The sequence below is a fragment of the Massilia sp. P2_C2 genome (assembly GCF_056404615.1).
This window is the reverse complement of the sequence record NZ_JBFUDR010000351.1, coordinates 1-5,729: the sequence shown is the minus strand read 5'-3', so window position 1 is coordinate 5,729 and position 5,729 is coordinate 1. Positions and strand designations below refer to the sequence as shown.

The window sequence follows — 5,729 nt, the reverse complement described above, 5'->3', positions numbered from 1 at the left end:
GAGCATGGCCGGGGAGGCATTGGATGCGGGCGGCAAGGGTGCCTTCGTGCGCGTGCGCAACGCCGGCAGCGGCCAGGTGGTGCGCATGCGCGTGGCCGGCCCGGGTACGGTCGAGCCGGTCGATATGGAGATCAGCCACTGATGCCTTGCAGTTTGCCCGCCAGGCGGGTGAGCTTGGCCGCATACGAGGGATCGGTGGCGTAGCCGCCCTTGGCGAGGCCGGCGGCGAATGCCTGGGCGTCGTTGCCGGTGCCGAGCGCGCCGCGGAAGCGGGGATTGTCGATCAGCATCTGCGCATAGTCGCGGAAGGCGCTGGCCTGGTCCGGATAGGCGCGAAAGCGCGCGCTCGTCTTCAGGGCGGCGCCGCCCACGTATTCCGTCGTGGCGGATTCGGCCACGCCGCCGTGCCAGCTGGCACCGGCCTTGATGCCGAACAGGTTATGGGTCGAGCTGCCGTCCGGATTGCGCAGCGGGCGCTGGCCCCAGCCGGATTCCAGCGCGGCATGCGCAGAAACGAGCTCGGGCGTCACGCCCAGCTTGTCGGCCGCCTCCTTGGCCCACGGGGCGATACTGTCCAGGAACGCCTGCTGGTCGGGGGAGGCATCGGCGCCGTCGCCCATGACGGCGGCCGCCGTAGCGACGGCCGCCGTGGCGCCCTGGCTGCGCGCGGCCCACATGCGGCCTTCGGCGCTGAGCGTGGCGGCGGTCGTGAAGCCGCCGCCGCCGTTCTGGATGAAGTCCGAGACTTCGCCCCGCACCTCGTTGAAGATGCCGCCGAATTTGCCGCCGCCATTGCTCAAGGGCGCGGTCGGCGCGGTGGAGGAGGTCGGGGTGAGGGCTGGAATCGACGTCGTGAATTCAGCGTGGCGCATAGGTATCGTCTTCGCCGTGCAGCAGGCGCTGCATGATCGTAAATTGTTCAGCCATCAGGTTGCCGTTGCGGACCGTCGCCTGCTTGCAGTCGCGCACCAGCGCTTCGAGGCGGTCCCAGCCGGTTTGGCCGCGTGTACGCAGCGAGTCCGGCAGGCTGYCGAACAGGTCGTCCATCGTCGCCTGCTGGCCCAGCAGGGCGCGCACGAGTTGCACGCGCTGCTGGCGGCGCTGTTCCATCGCATCCAGCTCGGGCGTCAGTCGTTCGGCCAGCGCGGCGAGTTCGCCGCCGCGGTGGCGCAGGGCGGCCTGGAACTGGCTTTCCAGCAGGTCGCGGATCGTGCCGCCTGCTTCGATGTCGGCATCGATGCCGTCCAGCAGGCGCGCAACGGCCTGGTCGCGGGTCATGCGGCTCATGGGGTCAAGCCTTGTTGCCGCTGCCATGGAAACGCTGGATCAGGCCGGCCAGGCGACCCGCGTCGAACGGCAGTTCGCCCTTGGCCAACGCATCGCGCAGTTCGGCCACGCGGGCCGCGTCGAAGTCGGGCAGAGTGCCGAGCGCTTTCTGCGCGGGTTGCAGCACGGCGGATTCGAGGGCATCGTTGCCTGCGGGCGCGGCGACAGGGGCCGCAGCCGGCGCGGCGGCGCCGCCCGCCTGCGGGGCGATCGAGACGGAAGAGGTGGAGGCGCTGGAGATCTTCATGCGTGGTCCTCGGGTTTTCGATTGAATCGTCATGGTTTCTTTGCCATCTGGCTGCGCAGTTCCTTGAGCGCCGGATCGTCCGTCCTGGACGTGGACGCGTCTTGGGTCAGAGGGTCGGTGGCCGCCGGGGTGCCGAACATCGCCTTCATGCCTGCTGCCTGCTTGCCGGTCAGGATCAGCAATTCGATGCGGCGGTTCACGGATGCATCCGGATGGGCCGTGTCGATCGGGGCGCGATCGGCCATGCCGACCAGCTGCAGGATGGTCTCTCCCCGCATGCCGCCGACGAGCAGTTCGGCGCGCGCAGCCAGCGCGCGGTTGACCGACAGGCTCCAGTTCGAATAGCTGGTCGGTCCGGCGTTAGTGTACTGCACGGAGTCCGTGTGGCCTACGATCAGCATCTGATTTTCCATTTTTTCGAACAGCGGTGCCATTGCGCGCAACAGTTTGGCGAAGCGGGCGGTCGGCAGCGGGCTGCCGCGCACGAACATGCCCTGGCGGTCGGTATCGTGCAGCATCACGCGCAGGCCATCGGGCGTGATCACGGTGGCAAGATTCGAGGCGAGGCCGGCGTCCACGCTCATCTGTTCCAGCTGGTGCGCCAGTGCCGCCAGTTCGGACGGCGATTCGTACTTCGTGCGCGTCGTCGACGTGTTCGCCCTGGCGCCGGCGGCGGGGCCTTCGGCGCCGCCATTGCTCTTCGGGAGCTGGAAGCGTTCGATCAGACTGCCGGCCGGGCTCGACTTGATTTCGGGCTTGCCGCCGGTGCCTTCGAGCAGGCCGCTGGCCGTGTTGTCGCGCACGATGGTCTTGACCTGCTGGGCATCGCGCGCGGCGATCAGCCACAGCACGAGGAACAGCGCCATCAGCGCCATGCAGAAGTCGGCGAACGCCACTTTCCAGGCGCCGCTGTGTTCGTCGTCGTGATGCTTGCTGCCGCCACGCTTGACGATGGTGGCTTCGTGCTTGTCGGCGCCTTTTTTGGTTGCTTGCACTGGTCGCTCCGGTCCGGATCAGGCCTTGCGCCTGGCGCCGGCATCCTCGCCGTCGGCCATCGCGTTGATCCAGGCTTCGAGCTGGGCGAAGCTGGGCTTGGTGTTCAGCTGGATCAGCCGGCGGCCCGCGTCGATCGCCAGCAGCGGGGGCTTGCCGGCCACGTGGGTGCACAGCACGACCTTGACGGTTTCCATGGTCGACGCTTCCGAATTGACCAGCTGTTTCATCATGCCGGAGATCGGGTCGAGCACGCCGTAGCAGAAGAAGATGCCGATGAACGTACCGACCATCGCGGCGCCGACGTGTTCGGCGATCTCGGCGGTGTCGGCGCCTTCGCCGACGGAGTTCATCGTGATCACGATACCCAGCACGGCGGCCAGGATGCCGAAGCCCGGCATCGCCTCCGCGATCTTGTGCAGCGACTTCGAGGGCTGGGTCAGTTCATCATGGATGGCTTCGAGTTCCTGCTCGAGCACGCCTTCCAGCTCGTGGGCGTTGATCTTGCCCATCGCCATCAGGCGGAAGTTGTCGACGATGAAAGCCAGCAGCTTCGGCTCTTCCAGGACCCGCGGGTAGCGCTGGAACATGGGGCTGTCCTTCGGTGCCTCGACGTGGGCGTCGAGCGCCTTCAGGCCGCCGGCGGCCGTCTGCAGCAGTTCGTACATCAGCAGCAGCAGCTGGCGCTGGAACTCGGAGTCGTGCTTGTGCTTGCGCGCGACCTTCTTGACCTGGGAAAACAGTTCGGCCAGCACGTGCTTGGGGTTGCCCAGCACGAGCGCACCGACGGCGGCGCCGCAGATGACGAGCATCTCGGTCGGCTGCCAGATGGCGAGGGCGCTTCCGCCCATCATGAGGTAGCCGCCGAACACGGCGCCGAGCACGATGAGGATGCCAAGGATTTGCATGATTGTTATACCTTTCTTGTCTTGTCGTTCAGGCCTGGGCCAGCGCCGCTTTCATCTTGGCCAGCGCACTCTTGTTGAGCTGGCACACGCGGGCGTCGGACAGGTCGAGCACGGCCGCGATTTCCTTGTAGCTGAGCTCGAACTCATAAATCATCTGGATCACGCGCTGCTCGCGTTCGTTCAGGGCGGACAGCGCCTGCTCGAGGCTGCGGCGCACCATGAACTGTTCTTCCGGACCGGGGGCGCTGTGGGCGCGCTCGGTGGCTTCCTGCAGCATGTCGTCGAAGCYGAGCAATTCCTCGGCGCAGTCGTCCAGCAGGAACTGGCGCCATTCTTCCTGGCTGAGGCCGAGCGCGTCCGCCGCTTCCTTGTCGTTCGGCTCACGGCCGAGCTTGCGGGTGAGGGCGCGCACGGCGTCGCGCATCTTGTGGCTGTCCTGGCGCACGGCGCGTGGACGCCAGTCCTGGCGGCGCAGTTCGTCGAGGATCGCGCCGCGCACGCGCAGCGAGGCATAGCTGGAGAAACCGGTGTCCGGCGTGCCGTAGCGGCGCAGCGCTTCGAGCAGGCCCATCAGCCCGATCTGTTCCATGTCCTCGCGTCCCATCGCGCCCGACACCTGCGAGTTCAGCTGGCGCGCGATGCGCTTCACCAGCGGCGCATACGCGACGAGGTGTTTCTGTTCCTCGGCCGCGCTCATGGCGGCGTGGACGGCGCTGTCGAGATATTCGCTGCTGGCGTAGCTGTCGGCGTAGTCGGTCATGTAACCCACGTTGTCCCCGATGAATTATTCGATGATCAGCTTGCCGATCATGACTTGCACGAACGGTTTTTCCGTGTGCTCGTGCTCATAATTGGCGTCGAAGGATTTGTTCAACTGCTCCGCGTACTGCTCGACCGTCATGTTGGACGCTTCGCGCATCGTGTAGGCCGACAGGGTCCGCACCGCCAGGCTGCGCAGCAGCGGCAGGTTTTCCTTCGTTTCCTTTTCCTTCGATGCCTCCGCCGACAGCACGAGGTCCGTCGACAGGTAATGCGTGTCCGCTTCGTCCGGACCGCGGCGCAGCATCACGATCACCTTGTCCAGGGTCACGTACTTGAGCGGCTTGCCGTCCTTCGGCTTGTCGGGCTCCACCTTCTTCGCGACGCCGGCCGCCGTCGCGGGCTTCGGCATGAACCACCACACCGCGCCACCTGCGCCGGCCGCACTGACGATCACGGCGCCGGCGATGGCGATAATCATTTTCATTTTGCTCATGTTGGTAAGCGCCACGCGGCGCTATCGATGCATCCGTTGCTTACGAGTCGAGACCGAGGTTGAACACGGACGCGGGGTTGCCGGCTTCGGCCAGACCACGGCCGGGCTCGTTATCCTGGTCGCGGCCTTGCTGGCGGCCGCGGCCCTGCTGCTGCGGGTCRCCGAACGGCGCCGCTTGGTTCCTGGGTAGAGGCGTCACGGTCACGGCGACCTCGGTGTACTGGCGCTGTGCCAGGTCGTTGCGCAGGTTGTCGCTGACGGTCTGCAGCTGGCGCAGCACGTCGCCGTTCGAGGCCGAGATGTTCACTTCCAGCGTGCCTGCGCTGTGGCGGATCGCGATATCGATGCGGCCCAGCTGGGGCGGCTCGATGCTGATCGTGGCCTGTTGCACGTTGTTGGCGACGTGGACGTTCAGGCGGTCAMCCAGCGTTTCCTGCAGACTCTGGCGCCATGTGGTCGGCGGGCCGGCCAGCTTGACGGTGTCGGCGGCCGGCTGGGCCGGCTGGGCACCGGCGACGCCCGGCAGGGACATGGCCGCGGCATTCGTGCCGGCCTGGACGGGGGCGTGGTCCGGGTTCGCATCCTGCGCGTCGGTACCGGTGTTGCCGCCGCCCGTCGTATTCCCCTGGACGGCCTTCGGCGCCGTCGCATCGGACTGCGTCGCCTGGGCGATGGCGGCCTGGGGCAGGGCCAGTGCGGCGCTGCGGCCGGCCTGGCCGGACACGGCCTGCGGCTGGACCGGCGCGTCGGCGGCCTTCTCGCTTCCGGCGCGCGCACCGCCCTGGGCGGCTTGCACGGCCTGCGTGACCTGTTGCGGCGACAGCGGCATCAGCGGCATCGCCATCGCGGCCAGCAGCGTGCTGTCCGGCGCGGCCGGCGTTCCGGTGGCGGCCGCCTTGGCGTCGTCCGTCGACGTGCTGTCCGTGGCCGGCGTCCCGACGGCCGGCGTGCCGGCAAGCGCGGGCGTGGCGCCATCGTCCGCGCCGGGGACGGCCGGTTG

General features: G+C 67.6%; 9 protein-coding genes. 1 reads left to right on the top strand and 8 read right to left on the bottom strand.

All coding sequences use genetic code 11. The features are described 5' to 3' along the window. Positions 1-4: 4 nt before the first annotated feature. Complete coding sequence (locus tag AC1DYX_RS26795) at positions 5-142, top strand: flagella basal body P-ring formation protein FlgA (protein ID WP_477264547.1); 138 nt, start codon at positions 5-7, stop codon at positions 140-142. On the opposite strand, the gene AC1DYX_RS26790 is transcribed toward AC1DYX_RS26795, so the two are convergent. From AC1DYX_RS26790 to AC1DYX_RS26755, 8 genes are all read right to left on the bottom strand, one after another. Then, positions 132-872 (bottom strand): glycoside hydrolase family 73 protein, encoded by a 741-nt coding sequence (locus AC1DYX_RS26790; RefSeq protein WP_477264543.1) that lies wholly within the window; start codon positions 870-872, stop codon positions 132-134. The two genes, AC1DYX_RS26795 and AC1DYX_RS26790, sit on opposite strands and share 11 nt — an antisense overlap. Beyond that, positions 859-1,287 carry a flagellar export chaperone FlgN gene (flgN, locus tag AC1DYX_RS26785; RefSeq protein WP_477264541.1) on the bottom strand — a complete coding sequence of 143 codons (429 nt, stop codon included), beginning with the start codon at positions 1,285-1,287 and terminating at the stop codon, positions 859-861. Before flgN ends, AC1DYX_RS26790 begins: the two co-directional genes overlap by 14 nt. A gap of 4 nt (positions 1,288-1,291) precedes the next feature. Then, positions 1,292-1,573: a flagellar biosynthesis anti-sigma factor FlgM gene (gene flgM, locus AC1DYX_RS26780; protein WP_477264539.1), complete on the bottom strand. Its 282-nt coding sequence runs from the start codon at positions 1,571-1,573 to the stop codon at positions 1,292-1,294. A gap of 29 nt (positions 1,574-1,602) precedes the next feature. Next, positions 1,603-2,568 (bottom strand): flagellar motor protein MotB, encoded by a 966-nt coding sequence (locus AC1DYX_RS26775; RefSeq protein ID WP_477264537.1) that lies wholly within the window; start codon positions 2,566-2,568, stop codon positions 1,603-1,605. Between the two features lie 18 nt (positions 2,569-2,586). After that, entirely contained in the window at positions 2,587-3,477 is an 891-nt protein-coding gene (gene motA, locus AC1DYX_RS26770; protein ID WP_477264545.1) for a flagellar motor stator protein MotA, read from the bottom strand. A gap of 25 nt (positions 3,478-3,502) precedes the next feature. Beyond that, positions 3,503-4,234, bottom strand: a complete 732-nt coding sequence (fliA, locus tag AC1DYX_RS26765; protein WP_477264535.1) for an RNA polymerase sigma factor FliA — start codon at positions 4,232-4,234, stop codon at positions 3,503-3,505. 24 nt (positions 4,235-4,258) lie between these two features. After that, a complete protein-coding gene (locus AC1DYX_RS26760) occupies positions 4,259-4,720 on the bottom strand; it encodes a flagellar basal body-associated FliL family protein (protein WP_477264533.1) in 462 nt (153 codons plus the stop codon). Positions 4,721-4,769: 49 nt separating this feature from the next. Next, a partial coding sequence (locus tag AC1DYX_RS26755; RefSeq protein WP_477264531.1) for a flagellar hook-length control protein FliK occupies positions 4,770-5,729 on the bottom strand: 960 nt, incomplete at its 5' end.